Genomic DNA, 24,793 nt, shown 5'->3' with positions numbered 1-24,793 from the left:
GTAACTTCAATGATTCAGTTACGTCAGATCTTTCAAAAACCGTTTAAAACTTATTTTGGATTTCTTCTCATCTTGTTTGCCACCTAAGTAGCAAATCTTTTATACTATATTAAAATGTTAAAGAGCCTCTTGAAATAAATGGTGGACATGACAGGAGTCGAACCTGCGACCCCCTGCGTGCAAAGCAGGTGCTCTCCCAACTGAGCTACACGCCCACAAGATAACTTCTCACTGTTTTAAGCAGTGATTTGTTTCGTTCATCTCTCAAGGTGAAACGTAATTTATGTGACCTCGTTTCATATGTCAACACTCTTTTTTCTTTTTTTTTACTTTTTTTGCATTTTTTTTAATTTCCTATCATAATTTCACTAGAAAAGGAGAATTTAAATAATGACTATTGTAAAGCTTGTAAGAATATCCCTGTTTCTCTTCATCTTTATAGGATGTACTAAGAACACTGATACAAAAACACAGGAAGAGGTATCGGACAAAAAGGTCGATGTCTTTAAAATAAATGTAGATCGTACCGGATTATCTGAATCAGAAGGTATTATTAAGACTTCTCATGGGAATATTACGTTTAAATTTTACCCAAAAAAGGCACCTAATACAGTTGCACGTATAATTCAGCTAATTCAAAGTGGATTCTATGATGGTTTATCATTCCATCGTGTAATACCGAACTTTGTTATTCAAACCGGAGATCCTACAGCTACTGGTAGTGGTGGTTCTGGTAAAAAGATTCAAGCAGAATTTAATAATATAAGTCATGTTACCGGAACTATGGCCATGGCACGTACTTTAACAGATGAGAACAGTGCTGATTCTCAGTTCTATATTGCTTTAACAGCACTTCCACATCTGGATAATAAGTATACTGTATTTGGTCAGGTTGTTGATGGTTTAGAAATCTTAAAAAAAGTTAAGAAAGGCGATAAAATTATTAGCATTGAATATATTGAATAATTTAAATCTATAGACAAACTACGTAAGCCTGCTCAATGCAGGCTTTTTTATTACTTATGAATATAAAAGAAATCAAAACATTATTAGATAATTTAAACTGCTCTTATCACTTTTCATATCGAACGAATAAAAGCTTTAACTTAATTGCAAACAATGTTGATACCAAGTTTAAAAGTAATACCTTTCCTATCTACAGTGTAACTAAAACGATTATCTCATCTCTAATATTTCATTCAATTGAAAATAAAAAATTAAAACTAGAAGATAAGCTATCTACGTTTATTAGTTGTACGAATTATGAATGGCTAAAGAATACGACAATTGCTGAATTACTTTTACATCGTTCAGGCCTAGGTGATTATGGTTATACAAAAGAATATAAGAATGCTGTAACCACTTGTCCTAGCAGGCCATTAAGCGAGAGTAAATTAATTAGTATTGTGACAAAGCAAGGCCAACAATCTAAAACAGAAAATAATTTTTTATATTCGAATATTGGTTATCTTTTTTTGAAAAAAATTTTAGAAAAAATATATTCAAAAACTTTTGAAGAATTGATTGAAGTTTTTTTTATCAAAAAGTTACAACTTAAAAATACTAAATCGATTATTACTCAAGAAGAATTTAAAAGTTTAACTTTTCCAACACAAAAAAGTTTTTACTTAAACGTTGAAGATGCAAGAGAGATTTATCATCCACAATGGGTTTCACATGGCCTTATCAAATCGACTCCTGAAGAGATAACAAAAGTTTTCAATTATATTTTTTTTGAAAACTTTCTCTCAAGTAAAACACTTAAAACTTATACAACTCTTTATAAAATCCCATTCAACGGTAAGTACTTCTCTCCACATTATGGATATGGAACTTTAGGTGATCCAAATTCAAATTTTGGTAGCTATTTTGGTCATGATGGAAATGGCCCAGGATACAGTGCCGGTGTATTTATTAACGAGAGTAAGATTTTTTGCTTAGTTTTAGGAATAGAAGGAATTAGTAGTAAGGATTTAATTGCACAATTAATTACGTGTTAATAAAAAAAAAGCCTGCAATCGATGCAGGCTTTTTTTATTTTCCGTGTCTTTTTTTATCTTTTGTGTAAATGAATGTTTTTAAAATCAGGAGCCCAACAATTAAAAATCCAATAATCCAACTTGTCTTTGCAGTAAATTGTCCGTCTTTTACTGGTAATGGCTCTTTACTTGGTACTTGTTGTGTAGTCGTATTCGTGTTTTCAGACATACAAACTCCTTTTTGTCTTATTATCTAAACATTGATTCTAAAATAAGCACAGTAGCGTAAACTCCAGCTGAAATAGGTATTGCAGCAACAAAACGAGTCCACTTTGTTTCTTCATTTAAGTGCATGAAGTAGTAAGCAACTAGGAAAGCTTTTCCTAATGCTAAAAGAACTAGAGCACTATCGCGGTAAAACTTTGCAATATTTGTCATCCCAGGGATGATAAGTTCCACAACTGTTAGGAACGTTAGAACGAAGAAAATAAAAATATATAATTTCTTGTGTGAATGATGTGCGCCTTCAGCCATTTTATTCTCCATTTATAATAAATTAATTTTTTAAGTACTGTTCTTTATTAACTAATAAACCAAGATCAATCATTAGCTTATTAATGTCTTTACTCGTTGAATCGTAATAACCTCTGATTTTACCATGTCCATCAACAAGAACAAGTTTTTCAGAGTGTGCAATATCAAACATTGTTACCGTTTCACCATTAACATTAGCTTCAACTTCTTGCATTTTCCCCATCTCAGTTCCAAAGCCGTCTATGATTGTAGCTTGCATATCTTCAGTCTTTCCAGTTAAGAAAGTCCAAATATAAGGGTTCGCTTGATGTTTTCTAGCGTATTTGAATAGTGTTTTAGGATTGTCTGTTTCAGGATCCACAGTAAATGAAACAAGAGCAACTTTTTGTCCTAAACCTCTTACTCTCTTTTGAATCTTTTGCATCTCGGCCGTAAGTCTAAGACAACTAGACGGACAATTTGTGAAAATGAAGTTCGCAATATAAACGCGACCTTCTAATTCTTTAGACCCATATGTTTTTCCAAAACTATTAGTAAGTGAAAAGGGCGGCAGTTCTTTTACGACAGGTAGCTCAGGAGGAAGTTCTCTGAAAACCGATTTGAAAAAAGGTACAGAAAAGAAATAAAGAACAAAAACTAACCAAAACGCCTTCTTTGAGACAAGCGTTTCGATTAGTGAATTTGATCTTCTTATACCTAAACTAGTCATTATTTAACTCTTATTGATTTTTAATACGATCCATTAACTCTTTACGAGCTTCTGTATCTTTTAAACTCTTTAGGTAGTCTACATAGTGTGCAACGGCCCAGATTTGGTCATCAGTAAGAGTACCTTTCCAAGCGGCCATAGCTGTACCACCAACACCAGCAGCTAAACGTAGAGCAATCTCTTCAACAGTTTCAGCTGAACGAATTGTGTTCCAAGTAAAATCTGGTGGAAGAGATTTGAATCCCCACTCTGTTTCTTGAAGCTTAGACTGGTAATCTGCATCAGAGAAGTCACCTTCACTCATACCTGTAAGCTGAGCAAGCTCCATTTTTGGTACGTAAGCTCTGTGGCATGACCAGCACATTGCATCTGAGTGGTAAACCTTCTTACCTTCTTCAATTGCAGACTGGATGTGAGCAACACCATATGGGTTTTTACCAAGAGTAATTTGTTTACCAAGTTCTTTATCTTTACCTTCCCAAACAGATGGAGCGAAAGTCTTGATGTATTGAACAACTTCAAACATTTGATCTTCAGTTAAGTCCCAAGGAAGCATTGCTGTTCCATGAAGACCTTTCTCAAGAATCTTGTATAAGTGCTTATCGTGTGGAAGAGTTCCTGCTTCAACTTCTCCAAATTTGAAGACACCTTTAGTAAAGTCACGTGGTGGAACTTTCATTGCCTTAGCTGCTACACCTTTTCCGTCACCGTCAACACCGTGACAAGGCATACAGTATTCAGTGTAAATTTGCTTCCCTCTGTTAAGAACATCTTTCTCAACATAGAGGCCACCTGCGAATACTTTATCTTCTTTGAAGTGGTTTTCCTGGCAAGAAACCAAAGATAAAATTGTAAACATTGCTGTTAAAGTTAATGCCATTTTCTTCATAGCTATCCTCTTAAAATACAAACATAACGATAAACATTACTAACCAAACGACACCTAAAAAGTGCCAAAACTTAGATACATTCTCTACCCAAGTTACCTTCTCTACACTGTAACCATTAATCGAAACAGGCAAAAGAAATAAAAGTGCAATTAAACCTAGAACAATATGCGCAGCATGTGTCCAAGTTAATGCATAAAATAAAGATGGGAATACTCCGCCAGAAGCTTGAAGTCCCATCGCGGCCATTGAGTTCCAAAGTTGCCATTGAACAAACATGAAACCAAGACCTAATAAGTAAGTTAATGCGAAATAAAGTCTCATGGCCTTAGTGTTTTGTTTATTGAATGCTGATTCAAATAACACTAGAGTCACAGAGCTTAACGCAATAACTATTGTACTAACCACAGGGATTGTAAGAGGTATTCTCGGCATTCCCATTGGTGGCCATACATCAACAGTTAGACGGTAAACAGAATAACCAAGTAGCATCGTAGCAAAGAGCATTGTAAAAGAAACAAGTAGGACGATCATCGCAATTGATGATGTGATCTTTCTTGCTTCTAGTTCTTTATTCGACATTACTTGGTTCATTCTAATTACGCCTCAACTAATTCTTCAGTTTGATATTGGAAATCCTTACCTTCTGGAAGATTAGGGTTTCCTAATTCGTGTGGTCCACACTTAACAACAGGAACTTCTTTGAAGTTATAAACTGGTGAAGGTGATGGAATTGTCCACTCTAGAGTACCAACATTCCAAGGGTTGTTAGGTACTGGTTCTTTTTCTTTCTTAAAGAAAATTGTGTAAACAAAGTTGATCACGAAAGGAATTTGTCCTAGACCCATAAGTAATGCAGAGTAAGTAACAAATGCATTAATTGGGATTAGTCTTTCCATGAATTCGTAAACAAATGGGTTATAAAGACGTCTGTGCATACCTGCGTATCCAACAATCATCATTCCCATGAATACACCATTTAGACCAATCATTGTGATCCAAAAGTGTACTTTACCCCAGAATTCATTTAGGAATTTACCAAACATTTTTGGCATCCAGAAATAAATTGCTGCGTATCCACCAAGAAGAACAGAAGCTGCCATCGTGTAGTGGAAGTGACCAACTACGAAGTATGTATCGTGTAGGTAAAGGTCAGTTGTAACAGTTGCTAGGTATAGACCAGTTAGACCACCAAGACCAAATACGAATACAACACCAAGTGAGAAGATCATTGGAGTATCAAATTTGATCGACCCTTTCCAGATAGTCCCTAACCAGTTTGCAAAGAAAATTGCAGATGGAATTGAGATCGTCATTGTAAGAGTCATAAACGTTTGAGTTAAAAGTGGACTCATTTGAGTCGTATACATGTGGTGACCGTATACAATTGTTGAAAGAATTGTAATTGAAGTCATTGAAAGCGCTGTTGCTTTCGCACCAAATGCTGGTTTTCTTGCAAAGAAAGAAAGTAAGTCAGATACAATCCCCCATGCAGGAAGAATAAGGATATATACTTCAGGGTGACCGAAAATCCAGAATACGTGTTGGTAAAGGATTGGATCACCTGTCCCAGTAGTTGCAGCTGCACCAGCTAGGAAGAAAGTAGTTCCAAATACACGGTCAAATAATAGAAGTAAAAGACCTGCACCAAGAACAGGAAGGAAAATCGCGTTTAGAATAGCTGTTAGCCATAGACCCCAAACAGATAGTGGCATATCAAAGTATCCCATACCCGGAGCTCTAAGAACGATAACCGTTGTAATATAGTTAACTGCACCCATTGTTGAAGAAACACCAAGAAGGAAAAGAGCAAGTGTCCAAAGAGTTTGCCCGGCCCCTGGTGAACCAATTAGCGTTGATAAAGTTGGGTATGAAGTCCAACCACCTGCTGCAGCACCTAGTGGTAAACACAGAGATGCAACAAGAATTAACGCTGAAGCAGCTGCAATCCAAAAAGAAAGCATATTAAGTAAAGGGAAGACCATATCTCTTGCCCCAATTTGCAGTGGGATAAGATAGTTTCCGAACGCCCCAATTAGAATTGGTGTAATAGCGTAGAAAATCATGATCGTACCGTGCATAGTAAAAAGCATCGCGTACGTATCTGGTGGAACAACTCCTCCTGTTGAAGGGAAAAGTAAGTTACCTAGAATTGGGAATGCCTCTCCAGGAAACGCTAGTGTCCAGCGAATCATAAGGGCCATCATCCCACCTAAACCTAGACCAATGATTCCGTACCAAAGAAATTGTTTTCCGATCACTTTGTGATCATAAGAAAAAATATACTTTGAGATGAAAGTCTTTGGCTCTGAGTGAATATGTTGCTCGAAAAATGCCATTTTATATTCTCCTAAAAGTTATCTTGTAATTAGTACTGCCACTTCCAACCCCAGAATAATTCAGGGTTTTCAGGGTCATTCTCATGAATAGCTTTCTCTTGAGCCTCTGCAATCCAAGCAGCATAGTCTTCTTGAGAGTAAGTAGTAAGAGAAGCTTTCATTCTATAGTGATATGTTCCACACATCTCTGCACAAGCAATATCCCAAGTACCAGCTTTAGTTGGCTCAAACCATAGACGAGTTAAACGACCAGGAATTGCATCAACCTTACGACGAGCATTTGGAAAATATAGTGAGTGAATTACATCTTTTGAAAGTACTTGAATAACAACTTTACGACCAACAGGCAGTCTTAAGTCATTTAACTGAACAACATCATCTTCAGTATTGAAAACATTGTCTGCACCAGCATATCTGAAGTGCCATGCCCACTGCTGACCAAGTGCTTGAATACGAAGTGGATTCTCGTCCTCTTTTGGCCACTTAGCAAAAACATTTACATAGTCTTCATTCGACATTCTTGTAATGTTCATATCGATTCCTAGGAATACCGATAGACCAATTACTGTCGCGATGATGATATGAATCTTCTTATTCCCATAAGTATAGTAAGGCTTTGGGTGTCTCTTTGCTGAATAAAAGTAAGAGAAACCAAATAATCCTGCACATACTAATGCAAAGAAAAAGAGGTTCATGTAAGTAGTGTAGCCAAATAACCAATCGATTAAGTGACCGTGCACAGAGATATCTTCAGGTGGTTTCATTCTTTCCCAAAGACTCATCTGCTTAGAAGTTGTACTAACAACTGTAGCTAAAACAGGTGTCAAAAATCCCATAGACCTTCCTTCTATTGAAATACTTTATTAATTTGAATTGATAAATTTTAACCCTTTTTTATAACATTTTCCACGATTTAGCTAAGGAAAATCATCAATGATAGCAAGAGTGGTAAATAGATTATAGAACCCCAAAAATATTGTCGGGCCCAAGTCACATAACTCGGCTCATCATGAATAAAAAAACTTTGCAAACTCTGTGCGAAAAATACGCCGTTCACGACTAGAGAGGCGATAAAAAAGTTCTTAGAATTAAGATCGAAGAAGTAGCCAGCACTACTAAATAAAAATAAGAGTAATGTCCAAAGAGCAATACAGACCTTCATTTTGGCAATCGAGTAGTAGTGAGGATAGACCTTAATATCCCCTTCCGCGTAATCTTGTTTATGGTAAATTGAGATGGCCATAAAGTGTGGAATTTGCCAGATAAACAGAATTCCGAACAATAAAATTGCTAGACCATCAATCTCGCCAGTTACAATTGTGCGGCCCATTACCGGTGGAATTGCACCAGGCAGAGCACCAACAAATAACGCAGCAGGACTCTTTCTCTTCATTGGCGTGTACACATAAAGGTAAGAAAAAAATGCCAACGCACCGAGTAATGCAGTAACTTTATTTACATATACATAAGTTAGACTGAAACCAAGGATGAAAAGGGCCCAACCTTGAATAACGGCATAAATTGGTTTTATTCTTCCAGCAGGAAGAGCGCGATCTTTTGTACGGGCCATATTTGAATCAACTTCAATCTCCATGTAGCAATTAATTGTCGTTGCTGACATCACGATCAAAATTGAAAAAATAAGTGCATTAATCAAATAGAAGAAATCGACATATTGTCCTGTTAGAAGAATTCCCGAAACAATTGTCGAAACAACAAGTAAACCTAGACGTGGTTTGGTTAAACTTAATAAGTCACTTGCAACTGTGTGCCTATATCCACCAAAATATGTTTCTTCAAAACGCTTAAACCACTGAAATAAGAACAGTAGATTTAGAGTGATGATTACTGCTAATAAAAGGTGTAGTACTTGAAAGTAAGTTGTATCAGTTAGTAAGAATAATCTCTTTGCATTAAATAAGTGAATGAGAAATAAAGTAACTAAACTTCCTGTTAGCAACGAAAATTGCTTAAAGGCCTTTCCGTGTAAGAATGTGATCGTTTTTCTAATATTGAAAAGAAAAGCTAGTAAGAAGCCTAGAAATAGAACTCCAAGATACTTATGAAGAGAATGAATTTGCGCAGCTACAGTTGAAGGCCAAAAACTTAACCCCTCCGCCGTCTGGCATAAGATATTAATATTATCCCCTAGCCCACATACATCTTTTGTTGCCGTTTGATGAACAATTCCACCAAAGAAGAACTGTACAAAAGCAATGAGTAACATAATGAAAACAAGGTCTTTTGCTGAAGGAGAATAACCTTTTAAATTCAAATCTTGTTTTTCTACAACAGGATAAAAAAGCTGAGAAAAGATAGCGATATAGGCAAAGCTTAGAATTAAGTGAAAAACACTAACTAAAGTTGGTAATTTATAAATAAAGTTAATCCCACCTAGAAGTGATTGGAGAACGAGAAGGAATAAACCTAAACGAACAGACTTCTCTTTTGGGTGCTTGATAAAGAGAAATGTATTTAAAACAATAATAATTCCAGCAAAAATTCTGTGGAGTATTGGATATATTGACGACTTATCAACAGTCGCCGCATAACAAATTGGCCAAGAAGTACATTCTAGGCCAGTGAAGTCCGCACTCACTAACCCACCAATGACAATTAAACCTAATGTTAATAAGATATTGATGAAGGCAAGTGTACGATACATTACAGCTCCACTTCTTGTGATTTTTTAAGGATGATTAATAATTCATAAATAAAATATGATAGTAAAATTGCAAATAGTAAGTGAACTGGTTGAGCAAATGCCGGGAATGCCAGATATGCTAAGATAACACCTGCTGTGATGACACCAATTAATACTAACATAATTGAGATACACTTCTTTTGGACAAAAGAGTTATCTTTAAACTCTTCCATGATTTTTCTAAGAGTGTAAGAAAAGCCTAAAAGAATTAGAATTGAGAATGAACGGTGGATATAAAAGATCATATCAAGACGATCAACCCAATTTGTTCGCGATAGATTCGGCTCAGTATTAGTAATTAAATCAATTTGCTCTCTAACTTCTGTACCAAGAACAATTTGAATGACAACTAGTCCAACAAGAACCCATAAGAAGTCTTTGTAGCGGTCGACATTATGTTTGCGAAGAAATTCAATTTCCGTCACTTCATATTTTAAATGAGCAAGGGCAAAAGCTAGGAATATCGCCAAGAGCATATGAATCGTAATCACCCCAGGGTGTAAGTGTGATTTTACAACCATTGCTCCTACACCACCATTTAGAACCACTAAGAACAGAGCTAGGCCAGATAGCCAAACAACCTTCTTATTTTCTTTTTTATAAGCAAATGAAAGGACAAATAAGATAATTGAAGCAATTCCAGTCCATACACCGGCCATTCTATTGAAGTACTCAGTCCATGTATGAATAGGATTGAAAACTGCGACAATACGGCCAGGCTTTGCAAATCGAGTCTGATAATCAGCAGGAAGCTGATCAATACTAGTCGGAGGAACCACTTGACCGAAACAAGTTGGCCAATCTGGACAGCCCATTCCAGCTCCAGTACTTCTAACCATCCCTCCAATTAGAATAAGTGCAAAAACAGTGATTATGACTACAGGCAAAAACTTTTTGAATCGTAACTTTTTAGAACTTTCCATTTCAACTTCAACTTGATTTCAACTTTCTTAACCCAACTAGAAATATGAATAATTTTCAATTTCAAAGTGATGGGATAGTATTTCTATATAGGAGTCAATATGCACAAAAATCACGGACCTGTCTATTATGGTGACTATTTAGAACTGAATAAATTACTCGATACGCAAAATCCTCTCTCTAAAAAATATGGAGATGAGGCACATGATGAAACACTCTTTATAGTTGTGCATCAAGTATATGAATTATGGTTTAAACAGATACTACACGAGCTTAACTCGATAAAAAGCATTTTCTCAGTAGATAAAGTGGAAGAATCATTTCTTTCAACAGTTTGCTCAAGGCTTGAGAGAATTAAAAAAGTTCAAACGCTTCTCTTGGGACAATTGGAGGTCATGGAAACAATGACTCCAATGGACTTTCTTGAGTTTAGGGATTTATTAGTTCCTGCCTCAGGTTTCCAAAGTGTTCAATTTAGAGAAATAGAGATTCTACTAGGACTATCTACTAATCAAAGAAAAGAAGTTGATCGTGAGTACTTCCTAGGAAGACTTAATGAACAAGATAAAGAAAGACTTCTAAAGATTGAAAAAGAGCCTACGTTATTCTCGGCCCTTGAAAAGTGGCTAGAGAGAATGCCATTCACATTTAATGCAGAATTTGATTTCTGGAGTGAATATCAATCATGTGTTGAAGATATGCTATGCGGAGATGAGCTCACTGTCTTAGATAATATGGCAACTCTACCGCCAAAAGCATTAGAGATACAAAAGGCAAATCTTCAAAGTACTCGAGATACATTTGAAACTCTTTTCAATTCGGATGAATATAATAAATTAGTGAAAGAGGGAAAGAGAAGACTTTCTCAGAAAGCTACCCTAAATGCCCTATTTGTTCTTCTTTACCGAGATGAGCCAATACTAACTCTTCCATACACAGTACTAGCTCACCTTATGGATATTGATGAGAATTTTACTACTTGGCGCTACAAGCATGCGCTGATGGCACATCGAATGTTAGGAACTAAAATTGGGACAGGTGGATCTTCAGGTCATCAGTACTTAAAAGATGCTGCTGATAACAATCGATCGTTTATCGATCTATTTAACCTTTCAACTTTTATTATTCCAAGATCACAAAGACCAGTTCTTCCAGAGAAACTAAAAACAGCGATGAACTTTAATTACAGAGACTAGAATGTATAAAAAATATTTTGAAAGATTTTTAAATGCAAACGAAGGAAAGCTTCACTTTGCGGCCCACTCTCACCATTACTGGCCAGATGTCACTAGAGATGCGCAAATCAAGTATTGGGATGATAGTGCTAAATACGTTGACGAAAAGTGGGGTAAGTTTTTTTCAAATGAATTTACCCAGCTGCAAAGTAATATTGCAAACGTTTTAAATATTTCAAAACCTCAGCAAATTACATTTGCACCAAACACACATGAGTTAGCTTATCGAGTTCTTTCAGCTCTCCCCCATGGTGCAAAGATCTTAACAACTGATAGTGAGTTCTACTCTTTTGATCGCCAAATTAATCGTCTATCAGAAGAAGAAATTTTCGAAGTGACTAAGATTGAGAATACTAATGACGAGAGCTTTATCGAAAATTTCATTCAAGAAGCAAATACTGACAAATATGATCTCATCTTCATTAGCCAAGTATTTTTTAATTCTGCCTTTGCAATTAAGGATCTCATCTCTTTTGTAAAAGCAATTAATTCTAAGGCAGAAATTGTTATTGATGCCTATCATGCATTTATGGCACTACCAACAGACTTAAGTGAAATAGAAGATCGTATTTTCTACATGGCCGGCGGCTATAAATACTGTGGCTCAGGGGAAGGATCATGTTTTCTTATCTCTCCCCAAAATACTAAACTAACTCCAAGAAATACAGGTTGGTTTGCCCAGATGGGAGATCTTACAAATTTCAGTGAAGACAAGGTCCCATTTAGTAATGATGGCTTTCGTTTTGCTGGATCGACAATGGACTTTACTGCCATCTATCGAATGAATGCTGTATTAAATCTTTGGAAGCAAGAAAGCATTTCAGTACGTGACATTCATGCCCACGTTGAAAAAAATCAAACCGATTTCTTAACTGGTATCTTAGGTACAAAATTAGAAAGTAAAATCGTGACAACAACAAGTAGAGGTCATTTTATTGCTTTCAAATTTTCAACATCACAAGAATGTGAAGACTACGCTGCAGACCTCAAGGCCAATCAAGTGAATGTTGATTATCGCCGAAATATTTTGCGTTTTGGATTTAGTATTTATCAAGATAGTGATGATATAATTAAACTTATTAAAATAATTAAAAATATTGGTTAGGAAAAGATGGAAGAAAAGAAAAAGCAATCACAAGAAGAGCTTCAATCAGGGGCCTCTAACAAGAAAGGCCTTGCTAAAGTATTAGAGAATATTTTTAGAAAGAACCAAGCAATTGGTTATATGGCAGCAATGCTACCTCCGATTGTCGTTTACATTATTTGTATTACTCTTGGATTAACTCCTGGTTATATTTTTTTAACGACAGCATATGAAAGCGTTGCAGGCCAACACTTCCTTATTCAAGCTCTTGCAATGTCATTTGCATTTGTAATGTCTTATGCTGCATATGCATTAACACTTATCTTTATCGTTCCATTCTTTAACTGGATCTATCCTCTTAAAATGAAACCATTTAAAGGAAGTTGGATTTCATTAGAAACTCTTCCTTGGTACTACCATAATGCGCTAACACAATTAGTTCGCTACACAGTCTTAGACTTCTTTCAAGCAACACCTATTATCACTTTATTCTATCGAATGATGGGGATGAAAATTGGAAAAAACTGTGTCATTAATACAACGAATATTTCTGACCCATGCCTCATTACACTTGAAGACTACGTAACAATTGGTGGCTCAGCAACGATCTTTGCTCACTATGCTCAAGCTGGTTTTCTTGTAATTGCACCAACTGTAATTAAAAGAGGTGCAACAGTTGGACTAAAAGCTTCAATTATGGGTGATGTAGTTATCGGTGAAAAAGTTGTTGTTTCTCCACACGAAGCGGTACTACCAAAATCAAGACTTGATGCTGAAGAGAGAAAGAAAGCAAAGAAAGAATCTAGTAATTAAGATATTTCAAAAAGAAAAAGATTAAAACACCAGTAACTGAAACATAAAGCCAAATGGGTAAAGTCCACTTTGCCCATTTTTTATGACTCTTAAAACTTCCAGTCAATGCATTCCAAAGAGTAATTAAAATCATCGGCAACATCACGATACTTAAAAGAACGTGAGAAATTAGAATTGCAAAATACACAGGCCTTACAAAACCTTGTGCGATGAATTTCGTATCACCATGAAAGTGATGATAAAGAAGATATGAAACAAGAAATAATGCAGAAGTAGCAGTTGCCCCCGACATGCATTTAATATGTGCTGAAACATTTTTTTTCTTAATAAATCGCCAACCTACAAATAGTAAAGTTGCAGAAATTGAATTCAGTACAGCATTTACCATTGGTAGATAATCAACCCACCAAAGCTTAACGGCCGCTTCAGGCTTAAAATAAATAAACCAAACTAAGAAAAGTGCAATTAACCCACTTAGTATAAAGAGTAATGTATAGATAAAATTACTGTTGTTCTTCTTCATGAATCCTAGAAGCTACTGAGTTTTTTCTATATTTATGAATTGTTTTATAAAGAATAAAAAACGGAATATAGATTAGGCCAATGAAAGTTACGAGAATCCAAACAAGCCTTGTATCCTTTGGATTATCCATCGATCCAGCACAACCAGGACACGCAAAAACGTAGTCTGAAAATAGTACTAGAATTAATATGCCAATTGGTAATAAGAAACTTTTCATATACTTGCCTTATATACTTTTCGGAATGCTTAGTCCATTTTTTTAGCCCAAAACAAAAAAGGCCCTACATAAGTAGGGCCTTTCTTACAACATATGTTCATTCATTAAATTAAGTAAATAAATGTAAATACTAGAATCCAAACAAGGTCAACGAAGTGCCAGAAAAGACCACATACTTCAAGAAGTCCGTAGTCACCTTTGTCAAAGCGTCCCTTAAGAGCAAGTACATACATGTAAATAAGAAATATTACACCTGATAGTACGTGAAGCCCGTGGAAACCAGTAATAGCAAAGAATGTTGACGAGAATAAGTTATTACCATGCTCGTAAGTCGAGAATGTCATACCCATATCTGACATTAGGTGTACGTACTCATATGCTTGGATACCAAGGAAGATTACACCACCGATAATTGTAGCTAAAAGCCATCCTCTAATTGCTTTTGGTTGTCTCATTTTTACAGCATCAATTGCCATAACCATTGAAACAGATGAACAAATTAGAATGAAAGTCATAATCCCTGAAAGGTGTACTCCACCAAGAGCTTCTACAGGGTTTGGCCAATGCTTAGTTGCACGAAGTACAGCATAAGCAATTAGTAAGCCTGAAAATGACATGGCATCAGTTCCAAGAAATAACCACATCCCAATTTTATTTGGACTTGCGTGCCCAAATTGAGGGTCATTTGGATAACTAATTACACCGTCATGAACTAAATCTTTTGTATTAGCATGTCCTGCCATTTATAAACTCCCGTTATCTCTTTCCAGCTTTCTTAGCTTTTGGTGAGTAAAAATCACTTCCTAACTCAAGTACGTACTTAGTAACTGCTTCGATTTGTCTCTTAGCATCACCGTCAAGAAGTTCTGGATCCGCAGCCTCTCCTTCTGGCCAGAAAGATGGCATTGTTGTACCAGGCATAATTTTATCTGGACCTTCAAGCCACTTCTTAATCCAGCTCTTTCTTAATCTTCTCTTAGCAAAGTGAAGATCTGGAGCAAGTGCTTGATCTCTATTAAATCCAGTAGTGTGACATGAAGCACATGCTAGGTCGTTAAATAACTGAACCGCTGCACGTCTTTCTTCCTTACTTTCCCAAACAACTTTTTCATTTTCATCAAAGATTGGTTGATCAGCTTTTACACGGAACATATCAACTAGTTTTTCTTTTTCTTCTTTACTCATATTGAAAGAAGGCATTCTTAACTTAAGCCATGGACGGATTTCATATACATCACCAAGGAAGTAATGGAACCAATCAGCTTGTACTCTGTGCCCTTGTTCAACTAGACGTGGTGGCGCTTCGTTTACATCATCGTAAATTTTCAGCATATCACCGAACTCACCATCAATTTGGTGACATCCAATACAGTTGTACTTAACAGCAACTTTCATACCTTCATTTGCAACAGTTTCAGCAGCGTCGTATCTCTTAACACCTTTAAGAGGAATCTTCTGATCAACTTGACCGATAAGAGCTGTTGTAATTAGAGCAGCATCTTTTTCGCTCATGTGGAACTGAGGCATTCTTAGTAAGTCTTTAAATGGCTTATCAACACCATTATCCCATCTTCTTGGATTTAATAGGTGCGCTTTAATCCAAGCTTCTCTTGAGTGCTCAACTTTCTCATGAGAGAAACCAAATTGAGTTAGAGGCTTAGAACCAAGTTTAGAAAGCTCTGGACCAATTGGTGCACGATCTTCAAAACCTTTAATATTGTGACATGAGTAACAACCGTACTTACCGATTGAACGACGTCCTAATTCCATTGTTCTTTCGTGATCACTCATTGTTGCAAGCTTAGCTTTAGCAACTTCAATAGTATCGAACGCTGAGAAATAAGTTACAAGGATCTCGTCTCTTGCACCTTTATCCATCTCTGCAAACTTAAGCTTTCCGAATTGCTCGTTCTTTAAACTCATTAGGTATGCAGTAATATCATTAACTTCTCTATCAGATAGTCTGAAAGAAGGCATGATTGTATCTTTTTGGAAGTGACTTGGGTTTTTAAGCCATGAAGCCATCCAGTTAGCATCTTTTACTTTAGAACCAATACCATCTAGGTATGGACCTTTGTGAGCATCAACTTTTTGAGACTCAAGAGCAAAATCTTTAACACCGTGACAAGCAAGACATCCGATTTCACCAACAAGTTGCTTACCTTTTTCTTTATTACCACCAGTATATTTCATGAAAGGCTTATAGCTTTCAGACTGTGCGTAAATAACTTCAGCAATTGCATTTACTTCAGCGATATTCTTCTTAACGAACTCTGGTGAGTTATTGTTATCATTGTTAAAGAACTGAGGCATTTTTGCATGCTTATTAAATGCTTTTGGTTCCCAAACCCAGTTTTTAAAGAATTCTTTATCAAGCTTTGCAGCGATCTTCTCTAAACTAGGACCTGGTTTTCTCTTATGCTCCCAACCTTCAATTTTGTGACAAGCATAACAACCAAATTTTTCAAGTGCACGACGGCCTTCATTTAATGTAGTTGCCTGTGGAATATACTGAACACCACTGTGACACTTAACACATCCAGCTTCATAATCACCACGTCTTAATTGTACGATAGGTACCTTGTGTGGTTCATGCCAGTTGTACTTTGCAATCCAGTCTTGTTTTTGTTCTTCAGTAGCTGGCATGTGAGCAGCAGCATTGAAGTCATTAACTCTATGCCCTTCACCACCGTGACATGAAGTACAACCAAAGTTCTTCATTGGGTGCTTACCGTTAGCTCCAACCATTAGGTCTAAGTTAGGGTGAGTCTTATGTGGATTTGCTTGATTTTCGTAACCTGGCTTATCAATGAATGTGTGACAAGTCATACAACGATCAACTTTCGGTACGTGTTGAAAGAATCTATCGTCAGTAATATTTTCTAATACAACTTGTTGAACCTTAACAGTTGGGTCCATAAAGTCGATAAAAGGTAGGTTTCTTAGTGCAAATACAGGAGTTACTTCTTTTCTCTTCTCTGCACCCTTAAGAAGTTCTAGACGACCAACGATTCCGTTGATCTTCTTATTAACTGAATCAACATCAGCATTGAAAGCTGCAAGTTGTCTCTTTAAGTTCTTCTCTTTAGTTTGAAGTGCTTTCTTCTTATCAGTAGATGCAGCAAACTTCTTCTTATTATCTTGAAGTTTCTCAAATAAAGAGTGAGCATTTGGCGCGTGTTCAGCGTGAGCAACACCGTAATTAAATGCAAGGGCAGCAACGTCTGAGTTTAGACGACCATTAACGATCTGCTCTTTTTTAATATCTTTAATTACCTGATCAAGCTCTGCTTCAATTTTTGAAATTTCTTTGCTCTTAGCTTCAACTGATTTCTTAGCTGCCGCTAATTCATCATTAAGAACCTTTACTTTTTCAGCACTGATCTTTGCTTCTTCTTCAGCAATATCTTTGGCAATTTTTTCTTTTTCAATCTTCATTGCCTCGATTTGAATTGCTTTCCATGGTCTCATGTAATCATCTAGGAATACCCATATTACCGTAACCAAAAGAACCAGTGAAAAGATCGCGAAGATCTTATTCAGTTTTTTCATATCATAGGCCATGCCTGGCTCATGTTTCTTTGACATTTTTATATACCCTTTATTACTTCTTCTTTAAGTATCTTTATATATCTATATCCAGATTCGCTTATAGGTTAAGTTCCCACTCTGGTAGAGCGATAATATACTTTAAGCTAAATAGCCATCTAAGAACCATCTTGATTGGTAGTGATGTCATACCAAGCACAAGGATGATGAAAATATAGTATCTAATCTGACCAGTGTTCTCGATAATCTTCTTCCCATACTTCGATTTAGCAATCGCAACAGGAAGTACACAACAGTAACCAAGAGTTAGGATTATACCCACAATCTCTCTAACAACGATATTTGAAGGCATTGGAGTGTTAAGCCACTTAAGCCATACAAATTCAGAAAGGTTTACGTTGTATTCAGAAACAACCTTGTGGAAGTCCCAGAATTCAAATGGACCATAGAATGTCCAGTTTGGTCCACGTAAGAAAGTACCAACGATAATTAGGTACATCCAAAGAACGATCCAACCATATAGAAATCCCCACATAGCGATTGGTCTTTCTTTGATTGTGAAGTAACCATTCCCTTTTGGGTTAGTATCAATATATGGAATTGCAATAAGACCAACAAGAATAAGACCTGGAAGAACAACCCCTGCCATCCAAGGATCGAAATATACAAGCATTTCTTGAAGACCAAGGAAGTACCATGGTGCTTTGGCCGGGTTAGGTGCCCAAGTAGTGTTTGCAGGCTCTTCTAGCGGAGCTTTAAAGATAATTGCCCAAACTACTAAGAAGATAGTCGTACCGATCATACACATTAACTCAGTGAAAACTAAGTTAGGCCATACCCATACTTTCTCTCTATTTTCAGGAAGTGCCTCGATTGGACACTCACCATTCTCAATTCTCTTGTCATTCTCAGCTGCTCTATAAAGTGCATACCAAGTAAGCCAAGCAATAAGAACGATAATAATGTTAATTGGAATATTATCTGGCCATAGGATAATTGCTCTAAAGTTTGCATCCATACAAAACCAAACTGTAATAGGTGCAGCAGCAATAAGTGCCCATTTAGCAAATTTCTTGCTTCCTACTACACGATAGTACTTCATCATGAAGAAGAATAGGACCGTCGTAATCGGGAATGATCTAATCGGATCGGCCAGCCAGTTTATAAGTTCTTTCATTTATATATCCCTTTCTCTCAAAATATATTTTTTAAAGTGGTGCTGAAATCCCACCGTCTTTTCTTACACGCCAGAAGTGAACTGCAATTAGAACACCAACAACAAGTGGAATGAATACACAGTGAAGAATATAAAATCTTAATAGTGCTGGTTCCCCAACGAAACGTCCTGCTAGAAGCTGGAAACGAACGTCGTTTTTATCAGAAACCATTACGAAGTCACCAATTTGTGCTAAAGCTGCACCTGGACCACCGTGCCCCATAAAAGGAGTCGCTTTTGCCATGTTTGAACCAACGGCAATCGCCCAAATCGCTAGCTGATCCCATGGAAGTAGGTAACCAGTAAATGATAGTAGAAGAGTTAATACTAAAAGGATAACACCAACACCCCAGTTAAATTCTCTAGGTGGTTTATATGAACCAGTCATAAATACACGGAACATGTGAAGCCACACAGTAATAACCATGGCGTGAGCACCCCAACGGTGAATTTCACGCATAATCCCTAAAGGCACGTGCTCTTTAAGTGCAATAATATCGTTATACGCGTACTCTGCAGTTGGTCTGTAATAGAACATTAAAAGTACACCAGTAACAGTTAGTGCTAAGAAAATGAAAAATGTAAGTCCACCCATACACCAAGTGTAACCAAGCTGAACCCCTGATTTCTTAAGTTTGATTGGGTGTAAGTGTAAAAACACGTTACCAGCTACGACAGCAGCTCTGTTTCTTGCGTTCGTTGGAGGCCCATGTCTGAAAATTGATTTCCAAACCTGAGTTTCCCTAATGTAATCAACAACACCTCTTTTAGCCATTGTTATTCCTTCCTATTTATTAATCTAAATTAAACTTTTAAGTAACTTTGTGGATTGTCCCACTGACCTTTTTCATAACGATAAATCTTAGTTTTATCGACAATGATTTTTCCTTCAGCATTTAGTGAGATCTTATATCTCTCTAATGGTCTTGGAGCTGGACCTTCAAAGTTGATACCATTTTGGTAATAACCAGAACCATGACATGGACATTTAAATTTTAACTCGGCAGGAAGCCAGTTAGGAACACAACCAAGGTGCGTACAGATATTTGAAAGAGCGAAAAGACGTCCTTCCATTTTTACAATCCAAACACCGTAACCATTCTTCCAACGCTCATCTACACCCTCTTCGTAATCGTTCGGACGACCAGCAACGAAATCCATCTCTGGCTCGAAGTTAACGTTTGGATAACTGTAGCGAAACGCTAGTGTTAAAAAACCTGCGATTGCAGAAGTGAAGGCAACCCAACCTACAGTTACGAAACTAAAGAACTCTCTTCGGTTTAACTGTTTTTTTACATCATCAGACATTTTAAAAAACCTCTATTTCTAATCATAAATACACAAATTTAAGTCACGATGACCCAATTTATGATTCATAAGTTATTGCAAATTCATTTTATACTTTGAAGGATGTTATCACTATTTCAACGAATTTAAAACTTCCTTTGCAAGACTAACTACTTTTATATCTTTCTCAATATTAATCATTTTCTCAACGCTTGGCGCCATCTTTTTCCATTCAGCTCGCCTTAACGCAGTGAGTACATTAAATTTAAGGCCACTGATCTCCTGAACAGTCAATTTCTTACCTAATGACTCATCGTTTAGGTTTAAAATTTCATTAACTGTCGGGATGGCCTGATCGTTCTTATATGCGATTAACGCTGTCGCTGCAGCATATCTCACAGAAAAACCGAGGTCGCTATTAAGCCTCTTAATAAATAAATCTTCTGTACCATCAACTTCATGAGTAGCAAGAGTCAGGATTGTCACCTGAACCATGGCCGCATCATTTTTCTCGATGTAACTTTTTACAAGGTCCCACTTAAATGAAATGCCTTTAGGCATTTTTGACAGTGCTACCATCGCGTGAAAATTAATTTCTGGATTATTTGTTTGTAGAGCGTGCTCAAGAACTGGTAGCCCACCCTCATTTCCAAGTGCACCAATGGCCACAACGATGAAGTCACGTGTTCTTGGATCAACAGTTGTCTTATAAATATCTCTTAAATTTGTAACTAACCATGGAATATCTTCTTCTTTCACTGCACCTGCTGAGATGACTTTAGAAAGCTCAAGTGCTGCAATCCACTTATTACCAAAGGTTTTCGACTTCATCTCATGAACTAAGTCTTTGTATGAGTGGTCATTAGAAAGCATCTTTGTCACACCAAAAATAATTAGTGCTCCGACAAGTACGATTGCAATAGGAACCATTAAAGAGCCCATTACCGGATTACTTTCGAGTAGTTTTTTATCTAACTTAGTGTTTTGATTTTTCTCGCTCACGAAGAAATTGCCTTATAGTAAATGTTTTATTAAATATGGGATAAGAATTAGCAAATTAGAGTATAGTTGACAATTATAAAAGGTGAAATTATGGCCTATCTACTTAGAGGACTGATCGTTATCATGGTTGCTGCAATTGGACTAACAACTTGCGTAGCACTAGGATTTGTTGATGTTGGTATTAGCCACATTAAATTGGCCATTCCAGCCTATCTTTATACAATCTTCGCACAGGCATTCGTAATGTTTTATTTCATTGGTGTTGCCCGTCTAGTGAATAATATCAATTTAATTCTTACGAGTGAGCAAAACTTGAATGAATTATTTGATGAAGCTCCTGGCGACTTAACTCCTTATAGAGAAAAAGTTAAAAGATATGTTCACAAAGCAGATCTTGCAAAGAGACAAACAATTCCTTGGACGATGCTGATGATCATTCTCGGAATGATTGCTTTCTTCCTTGGTGGTGCACACGATACAAATATGGTTGAAAAGACAACACACTCAGGTGTTGCTTATGGATTTATTGCATCGATGTTAATTGGATTTGTTAGGCAATGGTGGTTCCTTGGCCAGACTCATCAACTACTTCGTGAAGTAAAGACATTGTTTAGTATCCCTGACGGACAGATGTAATTCATCTACGTTTGCGCTGAGGAAACATAAATGAGCTGAAGCTCATTTAGTTTATTCACTACCTTCATTCAAACAACTGCGCTAGCACCGCAAACAATAGCCCGCCTTTTGGCGGCCAATTTTGCGGGTGCTTAAATAGCCTTAAGCCAAATAAATACCTTATTCTTTCCAGCAGGATTTCGACGAGTACGAGTTCTTGATTCGTAAATAATTACGGAGTCGTCCCCTTTTACTTGGGCCATAAATTCTTTTAGATAAGATCTTGGAACATAGAGGTTATAGTAGAACCCACCAGGAACTGCGAGTCCAGGCTTCACATTATCAACTTGAGTTACTTGATAAAGATCCAGAAGTTTACTGAGGCGTTTTCTCGTTTCATCAGTATCGGCTGAGTTCATCATAACACGATAAACTTTTGTATTACCGTAACGACTATCACGATAACCACCACCTTTAATATCTTCTTCAAAAGATGACTGTTCTCTATCGGCCGAAGAAATATCACGTGGAAGAGTATCAATTGAAGTTAGGACTACTTCCGATTCTACTTCATCACGCTCTTCATCTTCTAGAGTTTCACCAAGAAAGTTTTCAGTATCATCAACATTTTCAATATCTTTAATATCTAATTCAAATTGTGCGATTTGCTCTTGATCAGCAATTGTTTCTTCTGTGAATTTTAAACCTTCATTCTCCCAGCGAAATTGCGGTTCATAGACACTAATTTTATCCGAGAGATATTTTTCATAGGTTCTATTGGCAAACTCAATTGCCCAAACGAGAAAGATGGCAACTCCAATAAAGGCAAAAATTTGAGCGAGACTTTGCATCTTTGAACTTAAATTATCTCTAAGTTTTAGCCTCGAGATATTAAAGTTTGTTCCACGAAAGTCTTTCTCCATTTTCTTAACAAAGTAGATCCACTCTTGGTAAAGAGTTACTTCCATAGAAGTTAAAATCTCGTGATTATGACTGCCTGAAAATGATAGATCGATACCAAGGTCAGTAACTAGCTGATTTGCATTAACATTTCGATTGCCTGAAAGAATATCATTTAAAGTAAAATGTTCATTGATATAAGCTTCATGCTGAGGAAAGACCTCAACAAAGAAACTACGTAGTAAGATTGAAGTATCGCGTTCACTTTGATGTAAATTACTAGCAAGCTCTTCAATAGAAACATCACGTGAAATAAAAACAAAACAAATAAATTTATCCCTAAGCCAAGTAAACCATGACTCAAGTGGGCCAACATGAATATTATCGATGATATAGTAGAATCTTTTTGAGATCTCAAAAAGAGTTAAGTCTTCATCAAAGAATACATCCCAAAAACGTTCAAAGTCTTCGCGATACTTTCCCTGCCAAGTTACATTTTGAATATCGAGGCAAAGCCAATCGCGAAAAGATGCATAATCATGATGAAAGAACTTTAATTCATCGTTAACTTTTTTCATTTAAACTCTTTTAATTAAGATACCAATTCCCTGGCCACCACCAATACAAGCACTGGCAATACCATACTCTTTGCCTTCACTTGCAAGTTGGTTTGCTAAAGTCGTTGTAATACGAGTACCAGATGCAGCAAGAGGATGTCCTAGAGCAATTGCTCCTCCCCAGATATTAACCTTATTTACATCAAGAGCAAGCTCTTTCATACAAGCAAGTGCTTGAGCTGCAAAGGCTTCATTAATTTCCACAAGATCAATTTGATCAAGTTCCATCTTATTATCTGCAAGAAGTTTACGAATGGCCGGAACTGGACCAATCCCCATAATCGTTGGATCGACACCGACAACAGCACCATCGATAATTTCAGCAATTGGTTTTAGCCCATGCTCTTTTACAAAGTCTTCACTTGCCACAAGTGCAACCGCCGCTCCATCAACAATACCAGATGCAGAACCTGCAGTAACAAGTCCATCTTTAACAAAAGTTGAACGTAGTTTATTCATATCTTCAAGAGAAGCACCTTCTCTTAAATGTTCATCCTTTGAAATAGAACCCTTTCTGATTTCGACTTCACAAATTTCTTTTTGAAGCTTTCCATCTTCGTAGGCCGCTGTTGCACGCTGATGTGATAAGAGAGAAAATTCATCACAATCAGAGCGAGAAACTTCGTACTTTGCCCCAAGATTTTCTGCAGTTATCCCCATTGGGCAGCCTGCGTGTTGATCAGTTAGAGCATCAAGAAGCATATCCACATTCTTCAATGATCCGTATTTCGTACCAAAACGTGCACCATATGTTAAATGTGGAACCATCGACATATTCTCAGTTCCACCAGCAAGCACACAATTGGCCTCTTCTAATTTAATTAAGCGAACGGCATCTAAGATGGCCTGTATACCTGATCCACAAAGTCTATTAATTGTGATCCCAGGTGTTTCTTGTGCACATCCGGCCTTAAGAGCAAGATGCCTCCCACCGTACATAGTATCAGTTGATGAAGGGACAACATTTCCCAAAATTACCTGATCAATCAAGTCGGCCTTCACACCTGTTTCACTAAGTAGTGAATTTGTGGCAGTAACAGCTAAGTCAACTGGCTTAATATCCGTTAAAGAACCACCAAATTTACCAAATGGCGTTCGTTTTCCACCTACTAAAAATACGCGACGGCCTTTATTTAAGGACATATTTGCCTCCATTCACTTACAGTTAAATACTTACTAAAATATATTAGGACGCTTTTATGTCCTAGTCAAAGAAGAGTAATTTATGTCAACAGAAATCAATCGCCAACAGCTAGAGAGATTCAAACAGCAAGAGTATAAGCGCCATGCCTATCAACTAAAGAAGGCCAAGCTTGAGAACTCTCAGGAATATCAAAAGACTGAGAAGAAGCACCTTGCCGACCTAAAGAGACTCAATAAACACTACGAAACTGAAATTAAAAGTGTTGAAAACAGTACAGAACTTAAATTAAAGCAAATTAGAGACAAGCAAACTGAACTCGTTAAAGAAGAACACGGTCGTATGGAGCTTGAGCTTGAAAATATGAAGAAGACTCATGAGGCCAGAGTTGCAGAACTTAAGGAAACTCATGATAATCAGATCGCGCAAATGAATGAGTCGCATCGAGATACACTTGATCAAGCGCGCGAGAAATACATGAAAGAAAAAATGAAGTGGGAAGAGGCATAATCTCCCAAAGG

26 protein-coding genes and 1 tRNA gene are annotated in these 24,793 nt (G+C 36.8%); 7 read left to right on the top strand and 20 right to left on the bottom strand.

What is annotated here, in order from left to right; all coding sequences use genetic code 11:
- Nucleotides 1-139: 139 nt before the first annotated feature.
- Nucleotides 140-215, bottom strand: a tRNA-Ala gene (locus ABMA79_RS14615).
- Between the two features lie 175 nt (nucleotides 216-390).
- Here ABMA79_RS14615 and ABMA79_RS14610 point away from each other — a divergent pair.
- Together ABMA79_RS14610 and ABMA79_RS14605 are read left to right on the top strand one after the other, a co-directional pair.
- Nucleotides 391-966 (top strand): peptidylprolyl isomerase, encoded by a 576-nt coding sequence (locus tag ABMA79_RS14610; RefSeq protein ID WP_392861026.1) that lies wholly within the window; start codon nucleotides 391-393, stop codon nucleotides 964-966.
- 56 nt (nucleotides 967-1,022) lie between these two features.
- Nucleotides 1,023-2,000 (top strand): serine hydrolase domain-containing protein, encoded by a 978-nt coding sequence (locus ABMA79_RS14605; RefSeq protein ID WP_393093511.1) that lies wholly within the window; start codon nucleotides 1,023-1,025, stop codon nucleotides 1,998-2,000.
- Between the two features lie 34 nt (nucleotides 2,001-2,034).
- Here the strand turns inward: ABMA79_RS14605 and ABMA79_RS14600 are convergent, their stop codons facing one another.
- From ABMA79_RS14600 to ABMA79_RS14560, 9 genes are all read right to left on the bottom strand, one after another.
- A complete protein-coding gene (locus ABMA79_RS14600; protein WP_392861029.1) occupies nucleotides 2,035-2,208 on the bottom strand; it encodes a hypothetical protein in 174 nt (57 codons plus the stop codon).
- A 20-nt stretch (nucleotides 2,209-2,228) separates the two neighbouring features.
- Nucleotides 2,229-2,513, bottom strand: coding sequence for a cytochrome C oxidase subunit IV family protein (locus ABMA79_RS14595; RefSeq protein WP_392861031.1), 285 nt, complete (start codon nucleotides 2,511-2,513; stop codon nucleotides 2,229-2,231).
- Nucleotides 2,514-2,535: 22 nt separating this feature from the next.
- Nucleotides 2,536-3,222, bottom strand: coding sequence for an SCO family protein (locus tag ABMA79_RS14590; RefSeq protein ID WP_393093509.1), 687 nt, complete (start codon nucleotides 3,220-3,222; stop codon nucleotides 2,536-2,538).
- A 10-nt stretch (nucleotides 3,223-3,232) separates the two neighbouring features.
- On the bottom strand, nucleotides 3,233-4,111 hold the full coding sequence (locus tag ABMA79_RS14585) for a c-type cytochrome (RefSeq protein WP_021267527.1): 879 nt from the start codon (nucleotides 4,109-4,111) through the stop codon (nucleotides 3,233-3,235).
- A gap of 10 nt (nucleotides 4,112-4,121) precedes the next feature.
- Nucleotides 4,122-4,703, bottom strand: coding sequence for a heme-copper oxidase subunit III (locus ABMA79_RS14580; RefSeq protein ID WP_392861035.1), 582 nt, complete (start codon nucleotides 4,701-4,703; stop codon nucleotides 4,122-4,124).
- Between the two features lie 5 nt (nucleotides 4,704-4,708).
- Nucleotides 4,709-6,448, bottom strand: coding sequence for a cbb3-type cytochrome c oxidase subunit I (locus tag ABMA79_RS14575; protein ID WP_021267663.1), 1,740 nt, complete (start codon nucleotides 6,446-6,448; stop codon nucleotides 4,709-4,711).
- A gap of 29 nt (nucleotides 6,449-6,477) precedes the next feature.
- A complete protein-coding gene (locus ABMA79_RS14570; RefSeq protein ID WP_392861038.1) occupies nucleotides 6,478-7,284 on the bottom strand; it encodes a cytochrome c oxidase subunit II in 807 nt (268 codons plus the stop codon).
- A 77-nt stretch (nucleotides 7,285-7,361) separates the two neighbouring features.
- A complete protein-coding gene (gene cyoE, locus ABMA79_RS14565) occupies nucleotides 7,362-9,113 on the bottom strand; it encodes a heme o synthase (protein WP_393093506.1) in 1,752 nt (583 codons plus the stop codon).
- Nucleotides 9,113-10,039: a heme A synthase gene (locus ABMA79_RS14560; RefSeq protein ID WP_393093504.1), complete on the bottom strand. Its 927-nt coding sequence runs from the start codon at nucleotides 10,037-10,039 to the stop codon at nucleotides 9,113-9,115. The genes cyoE and ABMA79_RS14560 overlap by 1 nt, the downstream gene beginning before the upstream one ends.
- A gap of 135 nt (nucleotides 10,040-10,174) precedes the next feature.
- Between ABMA79_RS14560 and ABMA79_RS14555 the strand changes: the two genes are divergently transcribed.
- From ABMA79_RS14555 to ABMA79_RS14545, 3 genes are read left to right on the top strand one after another with little or no spacing between them, the layout of a single operon-like run.
- The gene (locus ABMA79_RS14555) at nucleotides 10,175-11,269 is read left to right on the top strand and encodes a tryptophan 2,3-dioxygenase family protein (protein ID WP_392861044.1); all 1,095 of its coding nucleotides are present in this window, start codon (nucleotides 10,175-10,177) and stop codon (nucleotides 11,267-11,269) included.
- Between the two features lies 1 nt (nucleotide 11,270).
- Nucleotides 11,271-12,413, top strand: a complete 1,143-nt coding sequence (locus ABMA79_RS14550) for an aminotransferase class V-fold PLP-dependent enzyme (RefSeq protein ID WP_393093501.1) — start codon at nucleotides 11,271-11,273, stop codon at nucleotides 12,411-12,413.
- A gap of 6 nt (nucleotides 12,414-12,419) precedes the next feature.
- Nucleotides 12,420-13,205 carry an acyltransferase gene (locus tag ABMA79_RS14545; RefSeq protein WP_392861047.1) on the top strand — a complete coding sequence of 262 codons (786 nt, stop codon included), beginning with the start codon at nucleotides 12,420-12,422 and terminating at the stop codon, nucleotides 13,203-13,205.
- On the opposite strand, the gene ABMA79_RS14540 is transcribed toward ABMA79_RS14545, so the two are convergent.
- The 8 genes from ABMA79_RS14540 to ABMA79_RS14505 all read right to left on the bottom strand — a co-directional run bounded on the left by ABMA79_RS14540 (nucleotide 13,195) and on the right by ABMA79_RS14505 (nucleotide 20,999).
- Nucleotides 13,195-13,728, bottom strand: a complete 534-nt coding sequence (locus ABMA79_RS14540; RefSeq protein ID WP_393057058.1) for a DUF420 domain-containing protein — start codon at nucleotides 13,726-13,728, stop codon at nucleotides 13,195-13,197. The genes ABMA79_RS14545 and ABMA79_RS14540 overlap by 11 nt on opposite strands.
- Complete coding sequence (locus ABMA79_RS14535) at nucleotides 13,709-13,945, bottom strand: hypothetical protein (protein WP_393093499.1); 237 nt, start codon at nucleotides 13,943-13,945, stop codon at nucleotides 13,709-13,711. The genes ABMA79_RS14540 and ABMA79_RS14535 overlap by 20 nt, the downstream gene beginning before the upstream one ends.
- A 104-nt stretch (nucleotides 13,946-14,049) precedes the next feature.
- Nucleotides 14,050-14,688, bottom strand: a complete 639-nt coding sequence (locus ABMA79_RS14530; protein ID WP_021267400.1) for a cytochrome c oxidase subunit 3 — start codon at nucleotides 14,686-14,688, stop codon at nucleotides 14,050-14,052.
- A 13-nt stretch (nucleotides 14,689-14,701) separates the two neighbouring features.
- The gene (locus tag ABMA79_RS14525; protein ID WP_393093496.1) at nucleotides 14,702-17,533 is read right to left on the bottom strand and encodes a c-type cytochrome; all 2,832 of its coding nucleotides are present in this window, start codon (nucleotides 17,531-17,533) and stop codon (nucleotides 14,702-14,704) included.
- Between the two features lie 61 nt (nucleotides 17,534-17,594).
- A complete protein-coding gene (locus ABMA79_RS14520) occupies nucleotides 17,595-18,671 on the bottom strand; it encodes a putative membrane protein (protein WP_021267606.1) in 1,077 nt (358 codons plus the stop codon).
- A gap of 31 nt (nucleotides 18,672-18,702) precedes the next feature.
- On the bottom strand, nucleotides 18,703-19,485 hold the full coding sequence (locus tag ABMA79_RS14515) for a cytochrome b N-terminal domain-containing protein (protein ID WP_021267697.1): 783 nt from the start codon (nucleotides 19,483-19,485) through the stop codon (nucleotides 18,703-18,705).
- A 29-nt stretch (nucleotides 19,486-19,514) separates the two neighbouring features.
- A complete protein-coding gene (locus ABMA79_RS14510; RefSeq protein ID WP_393057053.1) occupies nucleotides 19,515-20,018 on the bottom strand; it encodes a ubiquinol-cytochrome c reductase iron-sulfur subunit in 504 nt (167 codons plus the stop codon).
- A 111-nt stretch (nucleotides 20,019-20,129) separates the two neighbouring features.
- Nucleotides 20,130-20,999 carry a HEAT repeat domain-containing protein gene (locus tag ABMA79_RS14505; RefSeq protein ID WP_393093493.1) on the bottom strand — a complete coding sequence of 290 codons (870 nt, stop codon included), beginning with the start codon at nucleotides 20,997-20,999 and terminating at the stop codon, nucleotides 20,130-20,132.
- Between the two features lie 90 nt (nucleotides 21,000-21,089).
- Here ABMA79_RS14505 and ABMA79_RS14500 point away from each other — a divergent pair, with 90 nt between their 5' ends.
- Nucleotides 21,090-21,635, top strand: a complete 546-nt coding sequence (locus tag ABMA79_RS14500) for a hypothetical protein (protein ID WP_392861057.1) — start codon at nucleotides 21,090-21,092, stop codon at nucleotides 21,633-21,635.
- Between the two features lie 131 nt (nucleotides 21,636-21,766).
- On the opposite strand, the gene ABMA79_RS14495 is transcribed toward ABMA79_RS14500, so the two are convergent.
- On the bottom strand, nucleotides 21,767-23,092 hold the full coding sequence (locus ABMA79_RS14495) for a hypothetical protein (RefSeq protein WP_392861059.1): 1,326 nt from the start codon (nucleotides 23,090-23,092) through the stop codon (nucleotides 21,767-21,769).
- Nucleotides 23,093-24,274, bottom strand: a complete 1,182-nt coding sequence (locus tag ABMA79_RS14490; RefSeq protein WP_393093490.1) for a thiolase family protein — start codon at nucleotides 24,272-24,274, stop codon at nucleotides 23,093-23,095.
- An 82-nt stretch (nucleotides 24,275-24,356) separates the two neighbouring features.
- Here ABMA79_RS14490 and ABMA79_RS14485 point away from each other — a divergent pair, with 82 nt between their 5' ends.
- Complete coding sequence (locus ABMA79_RS14485; protein WP_392861063.1) at nucleotides 24,357-24,782, top strand: hypothetical protein; 426 nt, start codon at nucleotides 24,357-24,359, stop codon at nucleotides 24,780-24,782.
- Nucleotides 24,783-24,793: the final 11 nt, after the last annotated feature.

Origin of the sequence: Halobacteriovorax sp. HFRX-2_2 (assembly GCF_043196705.1) — a bacterium.
Classification (GTDB): domain Bacteria; phylum Bdellovibrionota; class Bacteriovoracia; order Bacteriovoracales; family Bacteriovoracaceae; genus Halobacteriovorax_A.
This window is presented reverse-complemented; position numbering and strand designations above follow the sequence as displayed.

Bases quoted from the DNA above. Each gene is read 5' to 3' on its own strand.
- ABMA79_RS14610 (WP_392861026.1), top strand. From the start codon at position 391: ATGACTATTGTAAAGCTTGTAAGAATATCCCTGTTTCTCTTCATCTTT.
- ABMA79_RS14605 (WP_393093511.1), top strand. From the start codon at position 1,023: ATGAATATAAAAGAAATCAAAACATTATTAGATAATTTAAACTGCTCT.
- ABMA79_RS14600 (WP_392861029.1), bottom strand. From the start codon at position 2,208: ATGTCTGAAAACACGAATACGACTACACAACAAGTACCAAGTAAAGAG.
- ABMA79_RS14595 (WP_392861031.1), bottom strand. From the start codon at position 2,513: ATGGCTGAAGGCGCACATCATTCACACAAGAAATTATATATTTTTATT.
- ABMA79_RS14590 (WP_393093509.1), bottom strand. From the start codon at position 3,222: ATGACTAGTTTAGGTATAAGAAGATCAAATTCACTAATCGAAACGCTT.
- ABMA79_RS14585 (WP_021267527.1), bottom strand. From the start codon at position 4,111: ATGAAGAAAATGGCATTAACTTTAACAGCAATGTTTACAATTTTATCT.
- ABMA79_RS14580 (WP_392861035.1), bottom strand. From the start codon at position 4,703: ATGAACCAAGTAATGTCGAATAAAGAACTAGAAGCAAGAAAGATCACA.
- ABMA79_RS14575 (WP_021267663.1), bottom strand. From the start codon at position 6,448: ATGGCATTTTTCGAGCAACATATTCACTCAGAGCCAAAGACTTTCATC.
- ABMA79_RS14570 (WP_392861038.1), bottom strand. From the start codon at position 7,284: ATGGGATTTTTGACACCTGTTTTAGCTACAGTTGTTAGTACAACTTCT.
- cyoE (WP_393093506.1), bottom strand. From the start codon at position 9,113: ATGTATCGTACACTTGCCTTCATCAATATCTTATTAACATTAGGTTTA.
- ABMA79_RS14555 (WP_392861044.1), top strand. From the start codon at position 10,175: ATGCACAAAAATCACGGACCTGTCTATTATGGTGACTATTTAGAACTG.
- ABMA79_RS14550 (WP_393093501.1), top strand. From the start codon at position 11,271: ATGTATAAAAAATATTTTGAAAGATTTTTAAATGCAAACGAAGGAAAG.
- ABMA79_RS14545 (WP_392861047.1), top strand. From the start codon at position 12,420: ATGGAAGAAAAGAAAAAGCAATCACAAGAAGAGCTTCAATCAGGGGCC.
- ABMA79_RS14540 (WP_393057058.1), bottom strand. From the start codon at position 13,728: ATGAAGAAGAACAACAGTAATTTTATCTATACATTACTCTTTATACTA.
- ABMA79_RS14535 (WP_393093499.1), bottom strand. From the start codon at position 13,945: ATGAAAAGTTTCTTATTACCAATTGGCATATTAATTCTAGTACTATTT.
- ABMA79_RS14530 (WP_021267400.1), bottom strand. From the start codon at position 14,688: ATGGCAGGACATGCTAATACAAAAGATTTAGTTCATGACGGTGTAATT.
- ABMA79_RS14525 (WP_393093496.1), bottom strand. From the start codon at position 17,533: ATGTCAAAGAAACATGAGCCAGGCATGGCCTATGATATGAAAAAACTG.
- ABMA79_RS14520 (WP_021267606.1), bottom strand. From the start codon at position 18,671: ATGAAAGAACTTATAAACTGGCTGGCCGATCCGATTAGATCATTCCCG.
- ABMA79_RS14515 (WP_021267697.1), bottom strand. From the start codon at position 19,485: ATGGCTAAAAGAGGTGTTGTTGATTACATTAGGGAAACTCAGGTTTGG.
- ABMA79_RS14510 (WP_393057053.1), bottom strand. From the start codon at position 20,018: ATGTCTGATGATGTAAAAAAACAGTTAAACCGAAGAGAGTTCTTTAGT.
- ABMA79_RS14500 (WP_392861057.1), top strand. From the start codon at position 21,090: ATGGCCTATCTACTTAGAGGACTGATCGTTATCATGGTTGCTGCAATT.
- ABMA79_RS14495 (WP_392861059.1), bottom strand. From the start codon at position 23,092: ATGAAAAAAGTTAACGATGAATTAAAGTTCTTTCATCATGATTATGCA.
- ABMA79_RS14490 (WP_393093490.1), bottom strand. From the start codon at position 24,274: ATGTCCTTAAATAAAGGCCGTCGCGTATTTTTAGTAGGTGGAAAACGA.
- ABMA79_RS14485 (WP_392861063.1), top strand. From the start codon at position 24,357: ATGTCAACAGAAATCAATCGCCAACAGCTAGAGAGATTCAAACAGCAA.